14 protein-coding genes are annotated in these 14,860 nt (G+C 34.4%); 7 read left to right on the top strand and 7 right to left on the bottom strand.

Going from position 1 to position 14,860, the window contains the following annotated elements; genetic code table 11:
• Positions 1–267 precede the first annotated feature (267 nt).
• From F8153_RS15155 to F8153_RS15145, 3 genes are read right to left on the bottom strand one after another with little or no spacing between them, the layout of a single operon-like run.
• Positions 268–951 (bottom strand): ABC transporter ATP-binding protein, encoded by a 684-nt coding sequence (locus F8153_RS15155; protein ID WP_151867204.1) that lies wholly within the window; start codon positions 949–951, stop codon positions 268–270.
• Positions 944–2,101 (bottom strand): ABC transporter permease, encoded by a 1,158-nt coding sequence (locus tag F8153_RS15150; protein WP_151867203.1) that lies wholly within the window; start codon positions 2,099–2,101, stop codon positions 944–946. Before F8153_RS15150 ends, F8153_RS15155 begins: the two co-directional genes overlap by 8 nt.
• A complete protein-coding gene (locus tag F8153_RS15145; RefSeq protein WP_151867202.1) occupies positions 2,098–2,748 on the bottom strand; it encodes a cobalamin B12-binding domain-containing protein in 651 nt (216 codons plus the stop codon). Before F8153_RS15145 ends, F8153_RS15150 begins: the two co-directional genes overlap by 4 nt.
• 277 nt (positions 2,749–3,025) lie before the next feature.
• On the opposite strand from F8153_RS15145, the gene F8153_RS15140 reads away from it, so the two are divergent.
• From F8153_RS15140 to F8153_RS15115, 6 genes are all read left to right on the top strand, one after another.
• A complete protein-coding gene (locus F8153_RS15140; RefSeq protein WP_151867201.1) occupies positions 3,026–3,718 on the top strand; it encodes a response regulator transcription factor in 693 nt (230 codons plus the stop codon).
• A 2-nt stretch (positions 3,719–3,720) separates the two neighbouring features.
• Entirely contained in the window at positions 3,721–5,112 is a 1,392-nt protein-coding gene (locus F8153_RS15135) for a HAMP domain-containing sensor histidine kinase (RefSeq protein WP_151867200.1), read from the top strand.
• Positions 5,113–5,263: 151 nt separating this feature from the next.
• Complete coding sequence (locus tag F8153_RS15130; protein WP_151867199.1) at positions 5,264–6,022, top strand: hypothetical protein; 759 nt, start codon at positions 5,264–5,266, stop codon at positions 6,020–6,022.
• 42 nt (positions 6,023–6,064) lie between these two features.
• Positions 6,065–7,837, top strand: a complete 1,773-nt coding sequence (locus F8153_RS15125) for a serine hydrolase domain-containing protein (RefSeq protein WP_192929853.1) — start codon at positions 6,065–6,067, stop codon at positions 7,835–7,837.
• A gap of 149 nt (positions 7,838–7,986) precedes the next feature.
• Positions 7,987–10,305, top strand: coding sequence for an ABC transporter permease (locus tag F8153_RS15120; protein ID WP_151867197.1), 2,319 nt, complete (start codon positions 7,987–7,989; stop codon positions 10,303–10,305).
• A 3-nt stretch (positions 10,306–10,308) separates the two neighbouring features.
• The gene (locus F8153_RS15115; protein ID WP_151867196.1) at positions 10,309–11,067 is read left to right on the top strand and encodes an ABC transporter ATP-binding protein; all 759 of its coding nucleotides are present in this window, start codon (positions 10,309–10,311) and stop codon (positions 11,065–11,067) included.
• A gap of 44 nt (positions 11,068–11,111) precedes the next feature.
• Here the strand turns inward: F8153_RS15115 and F8153_RS15110 are convergent, their stop codons facing one another.
• Positions 11,112–11,501, bottom strand: a complete 390-nt coding sequence (locus F8153_RS15110) for a metallopeptidase family protein (RefSeq protein ID WP_151867195.1) — start codon at positions 11,499–11,501, stop codon at positions 11,112–11,114.
• Positions 11,502–11,849: 348 nt separating this feature from the next.
• Between F8153_RS15110 and F8153_RS15105 the strand changes: the two genes are divergently transcribed.
• Positions 11,850–12,404 carry a zinc dependent phospholipase C family protein gene (locus F8153_RS15105; RefSeq protein WP_151867194.1) on the top strand — a complete coding sequence of 185 codons (555 nt, stop codon included), beginning with the start codon at positions 11,850–11,852 and terminating at the stop codon, positions 12,402–12,404.
• Between the two features lie 89 nt (positions 12,405–12,493).
• Here F8153_RS15105 and F8153_RS15100 read toward each other — a convergent pair whose 3' ends face one another.
• The 3 genes from F8153_RS15100 to F8153_RS15090 are packed head-to-tail and all read right to left on the bottom strand — an operon-like array spanning position 12,494 to position 14,659.
• Positions 12,494–12,892, bottom strand: coding sequence for a hypothetical protein (locus F8153_RS15100; protein WP_151867193.1), 399 nt, complete (start codon positions 12,890–12,892; stop codon positions 12,494–12,496).
• Between the two features lie 14 nt (positions 12,893–12,906).
• Positions 12,907–13,137 carry a hypothetical protein gene (locus tag F8153_RS15095; protein ID WP_151867192.1) on the bottom strand — a complete coding sequence of 77 codons (231 nt, stop codon included), beginning with the start codon at positions 13,135–13,137 and terminating at the stop codon, positions 12,907–12,909.
• 13 nt (positions 13,138–13,150) lie between these two features.
• The gene (locus F8153_RS15090; protein ID WP_151867191.1) at positions 13,151–14,659 is read right to left on the bottom strand and encodes an HMA2 domain-containing protein; all 1,509 of its coding nucleotides are present in this window, start codon (positions 14,657–14,659) and stop codon (positions 13,151–13,153) included.
• Positions 14,660–14,860 lie beyond the last annotated feature (201 nt).

Below are 14,860 nucleotides of genomic sequence, written 5' to 3'. Positions count from 1 at the left end.
CAAAAGCATTTCATGCGTTAATTTTCTATGGTTAAAATGCTTTTGTTTTCCAGAGAACCCATGCGTTCTCTAGGACACTTCCTTGTACTCTCCTTATTTTTATAAGGGGGTTACCCCCTTAAAATCCCCCATTTAATAGGAAAAAAGAGAACTTTCCTATTAAACAAGAAAATAAACCCTACTGTGAAGTGCAGTAGGGTTTTGATGGTTATTTTATTTGTAGCTTCCTTAACTAATACTAATGAATATAGAATATTTCTATAATGTTTACCGAATGTCCATGCCAATTTTACCGTCCTTGATTTCTATTATTCTGTTAGCTTTTTCTGCTATTCTTCTATCATGGGTTATGACCACAAAGGTTGTTCCAAATTTTTTGTTTATATCCCTCATAATGTTGTATATGTTTTCTGTAGACTCTGAGTCAAGGTTGCCAGTTGGTTCATCTGCCAATATAATCCGAGGGTTATTCATCAATGCTCTAGCAATGGCGGTTCTTTGTTGCTGTCCCCCTGACATGTTTGTTGCCAAACTATTTTTAACCTTCTTTAATCCAACTATATCTAATAATTCTTCTGCTCTTCTAATACTATCTCTCGAAAGGGTTGTTGATTTAATTTTATAAGGCATTAATACATTTTCTAGTGCAGTAAATTCTGGTAATAGGTAATGAAATTGAAATATAAAGCCTATGGTCTGATTACGAAGCTCTGCAAGAGGGTTTTTCTTCATCAAATCAGTTCTTTTTCCTTCAATGTAAACCTCCCCAGAAGTGGGTTTGTCTAAAGTACCAATGATGTTTAGAAGGGTGCTTTTACCACTGCCAGAGGTTCCAATAATAGAGTTAAAGCTTCCTTCTTCGATGGATAAATTAATATCGAATAATACCTGGGTTTTAATGGCTAAGCCATAGATCTTATTTATATTATTTAACTCAATTATATTAGCCATTTTTAATCACCTCAATAGGATTTAGTTTGGAAGAACGCCATGCAGGAATCAATGCTGCTATAGTGGAAACCGTTATTGCAGTCACTGCAGAAAAGGCAATAAAGCCATAATTTGCATTCAGGGCGACTATTGGTGACCCATCTGGGTTTAATGCAAATTTCGTAAAGACGTAGCCTAGTAGGAGGCCTATTGTTACACCCAATATAGCTCCTAGAAATCCTAGGATTAGGCCTTCAAATATAAAGACCATACTTGCAGTTCTATCTTTTATTCCCATTGCTTTTAGGATGCCCAATTGCTTTGATTTCTGAAGTACTGTAATTGCCAATACACTAGCTATCCCCAGCACTACAGCTATTAACACAAAGACCTGAATCATAATGCTGGATATACTCTGACCGCTTAATCCACTTAGGAGCTCTTGATTTTCTGCTTTCCAGTTAGTTATCCTAAAACTGTTATCAAAAATTGAGTCAAGGCCTAAGGCTATTTCATCAGCCTTAAATACATCCTTTACTTGCATTTCAATACCGGTAACTCTGTTATTCAATGAAAATATTTTGTCGGATGTTTGCAGAGTTGTTATCAACCAAGATTTGTTCAGGTTAGCCACTTTAAGGTCAAAGAAACCGGTTATGATTAGACTATTGATTTCGCCAGAGTTTGTAATTACCTGAAGGCTATCGCCTATATCTACCTTCAACTCTTCCTTAAGGTTTATTCCAACTATGACTTCATCTACACTATTTGCTTCACGACCTTCAATAATTCTGCTTTTAATATTATAGATTTTATCTGAAGCGTTTATATCCATTCCTCTTATTAGTACAGAATAGGTTTTATCGTTATCCTTAATTAAAGCAGGATTATCAGATACTGCTGAAATATTAATAATCCTTTCATCAGAATACTTTGCTTTATCAATAATGTTCTTAAAGTTGACTAGTAACCTATCCTCATGATCTGATTTGATTGTAATTTGAGGAGAATTGCCTATGGTTTTATCAATAAGACCCTCCTGCAGTCCTTGTATTAGCGAGCCAATAAAAATTTGCACAGAAATCCCTACTGCTATACCCAAGGCGATGAGTATGGTCTGGCCCTTACTTGATTTTAGGAATCGTACAGCAATTTGAAATGCAAGCTTCATTCTTTACCCTCCTCATGTAGATTAGCTAGGTCTTTAAAAGTACTGAAGTAAAAGTCTGCTCCAATGTCTTTATAGTTGGATTCCTTTCTTTCAATAGCTCTTCCACCCACTATTATCTTAGTAGCAGAGGGATGTTCTTTTATTTTGTCTACAGTTTTTCGTGCTGCAATCAGATTATAAGAATTTGATACACTAATTGCTATATAATCAAAATGGATACTCTCTAGTATCTCTATAAACTGCTCCTTAGGAGTATTGCTACCAACAAAGGTGGCATTATAACCTAACAGAGTAAAAAAGTCTGTAACCATTCTAGCGCCTATCTCATGGTATTCCTCAGTGGGGCAGACAACAGCAACTCTTTGATTGTTTTTCTTTTTGTACTTTTCATCCCTTTCTCTTAATACATAGGGATAGCAATTTTCAATGATTGTTCTAACTATAGAGCTTCTGATATGCTCCTTCCAAATAAAACCCCTTTCATTTTCATGGGGTGTCATAGTATTTAGTGCTGGTGCAAGTAATTCATTGTATAGAGTAAGAATATCTATCTCATTATTTTGAAGCTTATTTAACACAAAGTTTAAGGAACTTATTTTGTCTTCTGATTCTATGTGTTTCATAAATTCATGATAAAATTTATTCATAAGCCTGCTCCTTTCAATTAAAAATCTTGTAAATCATATAATTATATGGTTACTTATACCCCCAATTTTTCTTTTAACCAATAAGTTTCGATAAATAAATGGAGATTAATTTTCCTCTTATAGAAGTATCTAAATAGCTATCATCTTTGAGATGTTTTTTAGAAGGAATTGGAAGAAATCTGTAGAATATGATACCTTATAATAAATGGATTAGATTTTTTTATGAAGAAGAAGGCTTTACTAAGTATTAAAAAGATCAGAAACTATGGAGGGTTTTATGAAGATTTTAATAGCTGAAGATGAAAAGGATATTAGAGAGCTTCTGAGGATAAATCTTGAAAAAGAAGGATATAAGGTTTTCTGTGCCAAGGATGGGAATGAAGCTTTAGAAGTCTTTTACAAAAATAAAATCGATCTTGCAATATTTGATATTATGATGCCGATTCTTGATGGGCTAAACCTCCTACGAAAAATACGAGAAACCAGTAGCATTCCAATTATTATCCTTACCGCTAGAGGAGAAGAAATGGATAAGGTATTAGGCTTTGGTCTAGGTGCGGATGACTATTTGGTAAAGCCCTTCAGTATGGCAGAGCTCATAGCTAGAATTGAAGCACGACTTAGACGAAGTTATGAAAATGCCATAAATCAAAAATCTACCCTTCTAACCATTGGTGAGTTAACCTTAGATATAGATGGTTGGTGTGTTAGTAAAAATGGTGTCAAGATTGAATTAAATGCCAAGGAGTTCTCAATTCTTAAGTCCTTTATGGAGAATCCTGAAAGGGTCTTTACAAAAAAACAGCTTTATTCCGCAGCTTGGGAGGATGACTATTTATATGATGATAATACAATTATGGTACATATTAGCCGAATAAGGAACAAAATAGAAGCAGACCCCCATAATCCAGTTTATATCAAGACTATTAAGGGTGTAGGGTATAAGTTCTGCAAAGGAGATTTGGAATAAGCGTGAGAGTAAAAAATCGTTTGATGATTCATTACATATTAATGTTTGTAATCACTACAATAATTGCTACTACAGCACTTTACATTTTAACCTTTGTTTCGCAAATCCTTGATAATAAACTGGTGAAGAATCATTATACTGCCTATTCATTAATGAAGGATAATGTATCGGAAATTGAGTATATGGATGTCCTAAGGAATAATGGAGGGTTACAAGTAATTGATTCAGAATATAGGGTTGTATTTAGTAAGGGTATAAATCATTTTTCCAAAGGACAACTTACTGCCTCGGAATTTACGGATTTTTTGACTCAAGCCCAAAGTACTAAAAGAAATTATAGCTATAGTATTGCTTATAATGAAGAAGAAAGGTTTTGGTTAATCATAACCTTTCCAACATCATTGAGGATTGATTTTAATGTAACCCATAATAGCTTATATAAATCTGTTGATTCCAAAGAAGTAGTTTGGTTTACAGGTGGGGTTGCCTTAGTTTATTTATTAATGCTTGCTATTAGCACCATCATTTATTCCAGAATGACAGCCACCAGCTTTACCAAACCGCTAGCTCGCCTTCGAGAAAGTGCCAATAGATTAAGAAATGGTGACTATTCTGCAAGGGCGGATATGGATATAAAAAATGAATTTGGTGATTTAGGCAGATCCTTTAATGAAATGGCAGATAAAATACAAGAAGAAATTGAATTAAGAAAAAAATTAGAGAATACTAGACGACAACTGACTCTGGATATAGCCCATGATCTTAAAAATCCCCTTGCGGTTATTATGGGCTACGCTGAATATTGTCTCAATAATCCCGATGATGCAAAAGAAAATCAAATCAGAGCAATCTATCAAAACAGCAGTCGTGCAAACTCATTGATTACAAATCTATTTGAACTTTCCAAGCTAGAAAGTCCCGAATATAAATTAAATATTGTAAGAGTGGATATCGCCGAGTATTTGCGAGTTAAGTTGGCTAAGTTTGTTGAAACACTTGAATCAGAGGGCTTTACTTATGATTTCGAGATCCCTGAGGGTGAGATATATCTTCCTATTGACGAAAAAGAGATGGACAGGGTGTTTGACAACCTTTTTGATAATTCCATCCGTTACTGTGAAAGAGGAGGAAGATTATCAATAGCATTAAAGGATTATGAAGATTATGTTGAAATCACGTTAGAGGATGAGGGTAAAGGGATCCCGAAGGAGCTTTCAGAGGAAATCTTCAAACCCTTTGCAAGGGTAGATGTAACAAGAAATTCTGAAACTGGGGGAAGTGGACTAGGCCTTGCCATTGTAAAGAAAATTATTGAAATCCATGGTGGAGGGATTGCTTTAGATTCAGATTTAGGTAAAGGTTGTAAATTTATTATTACTCTTCCTAAAATCTGATTTAAGGATTTTTTAAGGTACTGATAAGCTTCAATTAAAGCTGTTAATCTATACTACTATTATAGATTAGCAGCTTTTCTTTTTCCAATGTATATCAGTGGATAGTGGGTTGCTAAAATTACTTGAAAATTAAAAGTTAGGAGAGATTTAAATGAAAAAGAAAAAAGGAAGGTTGTTTATGATTGTAACATCAGTATTACTGCTTTTAGTTCTTCAAACCCTACCTGCATTTATCTTAAAGCCCTGGGGAAGTAAAACACTAAAAAGTTATTTTATTAATCTTTACTATCAGCCCAGTGACGAAAAGGGTGCAAGGGAGGTCTTTGATCTTTTATCTGAGAAGTCTGATGAAATTTATGAAAAGATGAAATTCCCAAGGGAGGAGCCGATAGATGTTTATATTTACAAGACTCAAAATCAGTTGGCAATAAGAGAAGCTGGCTTTATCACCCTTACATTTGCCCCATCATGGCACATAGGGGATAGTCATTGGGGAAATATTATGATGGTTTCACCCAATACTCCAGTGAAAGGTCATACTCATGATAGCATTCTTACAGCAACCCTTCATGAGCTTGTCCATGCCATTAATTATCGCATCAATAAAAAACTATCCTATTTTTGGGATAATGGCCTTGCAACCTATCTTGCAGGTCAAATCCCTGATGATTATGACTATAAATCAAGGACTATACCCTCCATAAGTGATATGGATACAAATAATGGTCTAAAGTTTGCGAGTATGGGAGGCTATGCCTTCTCTTACAAATATATTGAGTTCTTAGATAATATCTATGGCTGGGATAAGGTTATAGCTTATGCAGCAGGTCAAGGTAGCTATGAAGAAGTATTTGGCAAATCAGAAAGCCAAATTTATGATGAATGGTGTATCTATTTAAGGAGTCAATGATTGTTTTTATTAGAAATAAGTTAGATTATGGAGGTTAAAAAAATGCGTAAATCAATAACAATAATAACGATAATTGCGTTACTTTTATGTATAAATATATCCAGTAGCTTGGCAAATGTGGTTGAAACTATGGATACTGATGCAAGTATTAAAAATACCCTGAATGAAAGGATCGAAGACATTGTCAACCAAGGAAAGGCTAAGGGTGCAATTACTTCCCTAGTTATAGATGGTGAAGCAGTGGGGGTCAAAGGATATGGCTATGCAGATCAGTTGGAAAATATGAAAGCTGATGGCTACACCACAGGTTTTAGAATAGGTTCTGTTTCTAAAACCTTTGTGGCAGTTGCTGCTCTTATTGCTATGGAAGAGGGTGTTTTAGATATCCACAAGGACATATCAGCATATTTAGAGGATGATTTTCCAAAATTGAAATATCCAGTAACCATGCATAATCTACTAACCCATACTGCAGGATTTGAGGAAACCATCTCCGGGATGGTGGTGGAAAATGTAAGCGATACAGAGCCATTGTCACTTGCAGTAAAAAAATATATCCCAGAACAGATATTGAATCCCGGGGACTTAGCTTCTTATTCAAATTATGGTATAGGATTGGCTGCTTATGTAATTGAAAGGGCAACAGGTATGGATTTTGCAGATTATTGTAGGGAGAAAATCTTTTTACCTTTGGGAATGAAGAGAACTACCTTTCTTCATATGCAGGATACTGTCTATGTTTCCAAGGCTTATTTGCCAAATGGAGAGGAGACTATGGATGTTTTTATCAACCTATATCCTGAAGGTTCAGCAGTTTCCACCGCTGAAGATATGAGTAAATATATCCAGTGGTTGTTGAAGGATGAAGAGGATATTTTGCGGAGGGAAAATAAAGCTAAGCTCTTTGAAAGGCAGCATTATATGGCTGATGAATTGGGTGGAATAGGCTATGTATGGAACAGAAAATCAAGAAATGGTAGCGAATATTTTGAGAAAAAAGGAGAAACCCTACATTTTTATTCCAGAATCCTCTTATATCCAGAAAAAAAAGCTGGCTTATTTCTTTCATTTAATACCTATGTTCCAGAGGAAGAAATCAATCGAACAACAGCCATAATGACAGATCAACTATTGGGAGAAAAGGTGAAGCCTATACAAGAAGCAGGAGCTAATATAGAGATTGAGGGACTCTACGTTAATGCTTGGTCCAGCTTTAGGACAGAAGAAAAGCTGTTAAGATTTTTATATCCTGGTAAAACAATGAAGATATCAGGATCTGTATCAAAAGGATTTACAATTAACAGTGAAAGAATTACCCACTTAGGGAATAATGCCTATGATACCCCCATCGGTACGGTTAAGTTCTTTGAAAAAGGCGGTAAAACCATAATGGCTACCGACTTTTCCCAATCCTATATAAGGGTTAATACATTGGAGAATAAGCTTGTAATTTTAACAATAACTCTCCTGTTTGCCCTTAGTACCATTACTTTCATAGTAATATCAATTATTGGTGCTTTAAGGAAGAAGTTAAGATTTACAATGTTTACGCTCATGTCAATTGTTCAGATGGTTTCACTAGTTGCTTTGGTCTGGATGATCTTAATAGGCATAATGGAATATAACCTTTTAGCTTATAAATTTTATATTCATCTAGGGGCATGGGTTATTACTGTCACAGCCCTAGTGAATTTTACATTTACAATAATAAAAGACTTTAGTAACACCAAAGGCCTTTTGAAATATGCCTATTATCATAATGTTGTAAGCTTTGCCTTTTGTTTGGTACTGGTTTATTTAAATTTACTAATTTAAGTTATTCACAAACTTTTATAAACAAAAAACCATTAGTCCCGTAGTTCTTATGGAGAGGTGAAAAACTTAGTATATGAAAGGGGTATCCAATACCAAATTTTACAAGTTAGACACATTAAAAAAATAAAGCTTGGGAATAGAGGTGTATTATGTATTTAAAAATTATTAAAAATGATATTCTACGGAGAAAAGGGATAACCCTTATAACAATGCTATTTGTGGCCACTGCAGCTATGCTTGTATCACTGGCAGCGATACTCATGGTAAATCTTACGGGGTCGATAGATACCCTTATGACGAAGGCAAAGACCCCGCATTTTATGCAAATGCATTCAGGGGTAATTGATATTAATCGACTTACGGTTTTTGCAGAGGAGAATGGTAATGTCGATGACTTTCAAGTGCTGGAGTTTCTAAATGTTGATGGTGATAGCATTATATTTGATAAGGGCTCCCTTAGAGGTAATCTTCAGGATAATGGGTTGTCAGTTCAAAGTAAAAATTTCGATTTTCTCCTTGACCTTGAAGGGAATATCATAAAGGTAGATGACGGTGAGATTTACATTCCAATATGCTATATGAAGGACAACACCACAAAGGTAGGAGAAAAGGTAGTAATCCTGGGAAAGGAGTTTACCATTGCAGGTTTTCTTAGGGATTCCCAAATGAACTCCAGCTTGTCTTCCTCAAAGAGATTTCTTATAAGCCAAAAGGATTATAATGAAATAAAAAGCCACGGAACCAACGAGTATCTCATCCAGTTTAGGTTAAAGGATATGTCAGGTATTGGTGCATTCGAAACAGCTTATGCTTCCGCAGGCCTTGAAGGAAACGGACCAACCATCACTTATCGACTTTTTAAATTAATTAACGCAGTTTCTGATGGGTTGATGATTGCGGTGATCCTTCTTATAAGCTTTCTAATAGTTGCAATCGCCTTTATGTGTATACGATTCACTCTTCTTGCTAAAATTGAAGACGACTATAGGGAAATAGGAGTGATGAAGGCCATAGGCCTAAGAATTTCAGATATAAAGAGGATTTATATAGCTAAATATGCAGCTATTGGAGGGGTAGGCTGTACCCTGGGATTTACCTTATCACTTCTCTTCAGAGGGTTGCTTTTAGAAAATATCAAGCTTTTTATGGGGGAGGGAGAGAATTCTTATCTTGCTCTGCCCTTTGGAATAGTCGGGGTCCTTCTGGTATTCTTCGCAATTATTCTACATGTAAGAAGAGTATTGAAACCCTTTAGCAAAATATCTGCTACTGAAGCCATACGCTTTGGTACATCACAAGATAAAACTGCAGTCACAAAGGGTTTTAGTCTGTGGAGAAATCGGTTTTTTAATACCAATGTTTTTCTGGGAATCAAGGATGTCTTGGTAAGGAAAGGTCTTTACACAACAATGCTGCTGGTGCTTATACTATCAGTATTCATTATTATTGTTCCCCAGAATCTATATACTACAATTTCCTCAAAAAGCTTCATCACCTATAGGGGGATAGGAAGCAGCCATATCCGGATTGACATTCAGCAGACCGACAATATTTCACATAAGGCAGCAAAACTGATAGAGTCTATAAAAGGCGATAAGGACTTCTCGAAGCATGCTGTACTAATAACAAAGACCTTCCAAATTAAAACTGAGGAGGGGTTAGAGGAGAGCATAAAGATAGAGCTTGGTGACCATTCAATCTTTCCTGTTGAATATTCTCAGGGCACTGTACCCATAGCTGAAGACGAAATTGCCCTTTCATCTATAAACGCCGAGGAACTTGGCAAAGAGGTGGGCGATGTAATGACCATTTTAATCGATGGGATGGAGAAGAACCTTATTGTAAGGGGAATTTATTCAGACATTACCAATGGAGGAAAAACGGCAAAGGCTGTTTTAAAGGATCACTCTGATAACATCATGTGGTACGTTATCTACGGGGAGTTACATGATAAATCTCTTGCTTCTGGAAAGGTTAATGAATATGCAGAAGCCTTTAAATTTGCTAAGGTTTCGGAAATTGATGAATATATTACCCAGACCTTTGGCTCAACAATGAGTTCAGTAGAAAAGGCCTCCTATGCAGCAATAATCATTGCACTGATGATCACTATTTTGGTAACACTGTTGTTCATGAAAATGCTTATTGCAAAGGATAGATACTCCATTGCAGTAATGAAGGCCTTGGGTTTTTCAAATAGGGATATTTCCCTTCAGTATCTTTCCCGTTCTGGATTGGTTTTAACAGTAGGAGTTGCCCTGGGAATCCTTATGGCCAACACCCTAGGAGAAACACTGGCAGGTATGGTGATCTCTGGGTTTGGAGCCTCCTCCTTTCAGTTTGAGGTTAATCCCTTTTCGGCCTATATTCTGTGTCCACTGCTAATGATAGTATCGGTAATGATTACAACAATGATCGCCACTTCTGTTGCTAGACAGATAAAAATAACTGAAAGTATAAAGGAGTAGATTATGAAAATGATTTTAATTGGTGAAAATATCGTAAAATCCTATGGACTAGGTGTTGAAAAGCGCAAAATTCTAGATGGAGTATCGATTGAAATAGAAGAAGGAGATTTTGTTTCAGTGATGGGACCTTCTGGATCGGGAAAATCCACTTTGATGTACGCCCTCAGTGGAATGGAAGCCATTGATGAGGGAAGGGTTGTTTTTGATGAAGGTGATCTATCAGAACTAGGAGAAGATCAGCTTGCTGACCTACGTAGTATCAAAATGGGCTTTGTTTTTCAACAGCCAACCTTAATGAAAAATCTCAATATCCTCGATAACATTATTCTTCCTTCCATGAGACACAACAGAAAAAACACTTCAAATATCACAGAAAAAGCAAGGGAGCTTATGAAAAAGGTGGGAATTGAGGACTTGGAAAATCGTGATATTACGCAGGTTTCAGGAGGTCAACTTCAACGGGCGGGAATATGTAGAGCCCTTATGAGTAATCCTAAAATGATATTTGGTGATGAGCCTACTGGAGCCCTCAACTCAAAATCTGCTCAAGAGATTATGAACATACTATCTGACATTAACAAAGAGGGTACTACCCTTATGCTGGTAACCCATGATGCAAAGGTGGCAGCTCAATCGGAGCGTATTTTGTTTATGAAGGATGGTAAAATCCTTAGTGAAATGAGGCTTGGGAAGTTCATTGAAGAAGACATGGAGGATAGGTTTAAAAAGGTCACTGAAAAAATTCAGGAGATTGGAATATAATTAAGTGCCAGCATCGAAGGATGCTGGTTTTATATTATTCCACTTTAATCCTTTTTATATTGCTGTTTATAGCTTTCAAGCATATAAGCATCCTTTACTTCTAAGGCCCTTTCGCCTGCCAAGGATTCTAAGTGATGGGTAAACTCGTGTAACAAAGTATCCTTAAGTAGTTGATATAACCCTGCCTTCGATATTCTAGGATGTACTTTTTTAAATGATCCATAATAAATAATGATCAATCTACCAGAATTACTGCTTCGCTGATATTCTCCCATAATGTAAAGCTTATGGGTACTTCTACTTTCTGGATGAAGCTTATGGTCAGGTAATAAAAGAATCCCTCCGTTTAATTCATTGAAAAAATCCTTCGGAATCTCTTCGGCAATTTCATCTAATAAACTATGGACCTCTTCTATTGAAGGAAAATTATCCATTTCAGTAATCCCTCCTATTGTTGAATCTATATGCTACTATATTATCATATTTTCTGGTTTTCAAGCAAAGGAGGCTTTCCAGAGTAATAATTAGGGAAGGCCAAAGCATCGGTTTTCTACCCACGATACTCTATGTTATTTTTCGTAGTTGTTATGGAGGTCACTATATAATTAATAAGAAAATAACAGTTATTTAAAACTAATTTAATACTTAGCTTATATGGGTAATTTACAATAAATATAGAAGGTCTCTTTCTTAATTATAAAAGATTCATTTTAGAGGGTGATAGGATTTAAAGTTTACAGCATTGGGGAGTTTTATATTTAATAACTTAAGGAGATGATCATATGATGTTGAAAACTCATATACTTATCGGACAAAAGGTTTTTGATAATATCAAGGAATTATATAATATGAAACAACTCCATAGAACCAGTTTTATAATTGGCAATATAAAGCCTGACATTGTATATAGGCTGCTAATCAAATCCCATTGCATGAAGGATTCTTTATATTTTGTAGTTAATGAGATTAATAGGCTGCTATCATCAGAGGTTGAAGATATAAAGGAGTTTTCTTCAAGCTTAGGAGTAATAAACCACTTCTTATCAGACTTTTTTTGCAGTGCCCACTACTACCAATCAGAAGAGTTTAATGGAAGCATAAATCATTTTAAATATGAAATGAAGCTCCATCAAGCTTTTATAAAAATGGAAAGACAAAAACTGTTGAGCCTTAAAGAACTGAACATAAATAGATATGTAAAGGATAGCTTTTTGAGCTCCATTTACTTTTTAGAGAATGAGTACAAAAATCAAATGCCTAGTATAGAAACTGATATTATTTACGCATTAAGAGGCACTACAATCATAAGTATTTTTATTTTAATCACTCAGCTATAAAGAAGAATAGACTAGCTGCTTAGTTCATTCATGGTGTAAAAAAAGATAATATATCTAAATAGTTTAGATAATTATCTTTTTATAATCCATTAGCTTTTTTCTTTTTGAATATTATGATTACTAGCATCTTTTAAGGAATGAACCTCTGATTGTAGGCTCTTCATGGTTGTTACTAATTCCTTCAAAACACTATTATATTCCTCTCTTTCTGATTTGATTTCATTCATTAAATTTTGTCGAAAGTGTTGTTCCATTTGCATATACTCTTTCTGATTACCTGTCATTCTTTCAAACAAATTACCCATATTTTCTTTACCTGTTTCCATTATATTGGATGCAGTATTACCAGCCATCATAGCTCCTTGCACCCCTTTAACAGCTACTGTTCTAGCCCCTTGTTTTAGGGTAGGGCCCAACAAATAACCAAGGGCGGCAATGCCTATTCCCAATACAAAGTTTTGACTACCAAAAGGCTTTAGTATATTCATTCAGATTCCTCCTATCATTTAAATATTAACATTTTAGTGATCCCTTTAATTATAGCCTTGTTATTATATTTTTCACTCAGCATTATAGACTCTTTTACAAATTCGTTGCCAAATTCCTTCCACATGTCAACTATTTCATTCGTATCATTAGGATTTTTTTCAAGATGCTGAAAACATATTTCTAAATTTTCAATAAGAGTAGAGAGAGCTTCACTTATATTAGTTTTTACATTATGCTTATCCATAATTCATCCCCTCTTAGCTAATGCTATATTTATATTCTAGCTGTGTTAGAGAATTAAAGTATAGAAAGACTTTATTAAATATAGATAGTAACCAAGTATATAGTGGTATAACACCACTAAAACTAAAAATTATACAATATATATATGTCCAAAAGGATACTAGTTGATTTTGCAATATTTTTTCATTGGTATATTTAATAAAGTCTAGGGAATCCCCTAACATATAAATATTATTTCCTAAAATCATAATATCAAAACAATTTAGCTCTTTATTAAAATCCTCTTTAATAACGATACTTAGATCTAATTTATTTGTCTTTTCAAGAATAGACTCTATTAGTTTTTCGTCGTTACCAATGAGGACAATATTTTTATTGTCATTCTTAATTAATTCAACCTCTTTTAATAGATTTTCTACTATGGGATTATAATACTTAATCACTATACCTAAGTCTGAGGCAAGCTTTTTTAATTTAACATTATTATTATTATTTGTGATAACTCGTATATCTAAAATTCCTCTTTCTCTTAGATTTTCTATGATTGTAGAATTTATATACTGAGAATGGTTTATCACAAATATTGCAGTATCTATAATTATTAAGTTTTGTAGGTTATCAATATTATTGAGGTAAATATTATGCTTGAGTCTGTTATAGTAGGCAACGGTATAGGATAAATTACTAGCTAATTCAATTGGATTTAATATAGTTAAAAGCATAGCAGATAATAATCCTATAGGGTTTCTGGTAAAAGCCAGTAAAATTAGGCCTAATAACAAACTGAAGCTTTCTAGCTTACCCAAAAGAGTTACAATTGGGGTATTTTTTTTTGCTTTCATTTCCTTAAGGGTATAATTAAATTCCCTTCCTTTTAAATCATCTGAAACACCAGTACTCATTTGTAGTTTTTTATCAAAGTAATTGCTTAAAAGCAAATCTATTAATTCATGCAAATAGAGAATCGTTAAAATTAATAGGGCTGTAGAGCTCTGACCCATTAATAGAGGCAGTGCAATTACCCCTAGACCTAATAAGCCTCTTTTTATGTTATTGCAATTGTTAATACTTTCTACGTACTTATTAATCAAAGGATAACCTAAAATTAATATCAGAAGATTATTAGTTAAGCTATCAGCCGTAAATAGCGCAGGAGCTTTAATAAGGTCTTGCCACAAGCCAGCAGCAATTCCTCCAAGTAATAAAGGCTTTAGAGTCTTAGTAAAGATGTTTTTACTTACTGAATTAGCTGAATTAGTAGCATGATTGAGGCTCGTTGAATTTTTTGTACTAGTTAAATCCTTTTCTAATCGGTGGATAGATGAAAGGATGTCTATTGGTTTAAGGAAATTACTGTCGTAAATAATTAGCACATTAGAAGTATAGATATTTGCCTTCACAGCATAAACATATTTAGTATCAAGCTGTGTAATAAGGCCCTCTAATAAATAATTGTTCTTATATAGATTCTTAACATTTATCCTCATTCTACCAGGTATCTGAGAAAGAACTTTGGTAATCATTTTACATTCCCAGAACCATACCTATTAGATTTGAGCTTAAAATAAAAATACCACCTATAATAAACATTTTTAATAGTAAAGTCATATTAATTGCCTCCTTCTTCGGTAGGGTAGTGTCAAGTTTTGACGCTCCTTTTTGATTATTTATCTTTATTTTCAAAGGTTTTCAAAGTTTTTTTGCAAACAAAAACAATGACCCCC

The organism is Alkaliphilus serpentinus, assembly GCF_009017255.1.
Lineage (GTDB): Bacteria > Bacillota > Clostridia > Peptostreptococcales > Natronincolaceae > Alkaliphilus_D > Alkaliphilus_D serpentinus.
This window is presented reverse-complemented; position numbering and strand designations above follow the sequence as displayed.

Excerpts from the sequence above, each read along its gene's own strand:
- F8153_RS15155 (WP_151867204.1), bottom strand. The coding sequence starts at position 951 with ATGGCTAATATAATTGAGTTAAATAATATAAATAAGATCTATGGCTTA.
- F8153_RS15150 (WP_151867203.1), bottom strand. The coding sequence starts at position 2,101 with ATGAAGCTTGCATTTCAAATTGCTGTACGATTCCTAAAATCAAGTAAG.
- F8153_RS15145 (WP_151867202.1), bottom strand. The coding sequence starts at position 2,748 with ATGAATAAATTTTATCATGAATTTATGAAACACATAGAATCAGAAGAC.
- F8153_RS15140 (WP_151867201.1), top strand. The coding sequence starts at position 3,026 with ATGAAGATTTTAATAGCTGAAGATGAAAAGGATATTAGAGAGCTTCTG.
- F8153_RS15130 (WP_151867199.1), top strand. The coding sequence starts at position 5,264 with ATGAAAAAGAAAAAAGGAAGGTTGTTTATGATTGTAACATCAGTATTA.
- F8153_RS15125 (WP_192929853.1), top strand. The coding sequence starts at position 6,065 with ATGCGTAAATCAATAACAATAATAACGATAATTGCGTTACTTTTATGT.
- F8153_RS15120 (WP_151867197.1), top strand. The coding sequence starts at position 7,987 with ATGTATTTAAAAATTATTAAAAATGATATTCTACGGAGAAAAGGGATA.
- F8153_RS15115 (WP_151867196.1), top strand. The coding sequence starts at position 10,309 with ATGAAAATGATTTTAATTGGTGAAAATATCGTAAAATCCTATGGACTA.
- F8153_RS15110 (WP_151867195.1), bottom strand. The coding sequence starts at position 11,501 with ATGGATAATTTTCCTTCAATAGAAGAGGTCCATAGTTTATTAGATGAA.
- F8153_RS15105 (WP_151867194.1), top strand. The coding sequence starts at position 11,850 with ATGATGTTGAAAACTCATATACTTATCGGACAAAAGGTTTTTGATAAT.
- F8153_RS15100 (WP_151867193.1), bottom strand. The coding sequence starts at position 12,892 with ATGAATATACTAAAGCCTTTTGGTAGTCAAAACTTTGTATTGGGAATA.
- F8153_RS15095 (WP_151867192.1), bottom strand. The coding sequence starts at position 13,137 with ATGGATAAGCATAATGTAAAAACTAATATAAGTGAAGCTCTCTCTACT.
- F8153_RS15090 (WP_151867191.1), bottom strand. The coding sequence starts at position 14,659 with ATGATTACCAAAGTTCTTTCTCAGATACCTGGTAGAATGAGGATAAAT.